This is a genomic window from Novacetimonas hansenii JCM 7643 (assembly GCF_000964405.1).
Lineage (GTDB): Bacteria > Pseudomonadota > Alphaproteobacteria > Acetobacterales > Acetobacteraceae > Novacetimonas > Novacetimonas hansenii.
In genome coordinates this window covers 1-329 of the sequence record NZ_BANE01000409.1, presented here as the reverse complement: position 1 = coordinate 329, position 329 = coordinate 1, and the positions used below count along the sequence as shown (strand labels likewise).

The following is a 329-nucleotide window of genomic DNA, read 5'->3' as shown; positions in this document are numbered from 1 at the left end:
AGGAAGGATTGCTGGTACCACAGTTCGAACAGGCGTGTGGAGCGGTCGGCCTCGAAGCCGCTGATGGGGTTGTAGTTATAAAGATGGTCCTGCGAGATGGAGCGTCCGCGCGTCTGCAGGGCGCTGACATTGAACAGGCCACCCTTCAGCCCGAAGAGTTTTTCGAGGTCAACGGTCAGTGTGGGGGCAGTCACGGCGTCATAGGAAGGTCCGGTGCCCGAGCCACTGCCGACGTCATTGGCGCTGGGCGCGCCGCCGGTGGTGTTCCCCCACAGTTCCTCCACATCCTGAAGGTTGAAGGTCACGCCGTGCTTGTACAGCCACGGCCG

Annotated in this window: 1 protein-coding gene; it reads right to left on the bottom strand. The window is 62.0% G+C overall.

The features are described from left to right. The coding region (locus B7G66_RS16815) for a carbohydrate porin (RefSeq protein ID WP_048859440.1) at window positions 1-329 on the bottom strand (329 nt) is incomplete at both ends.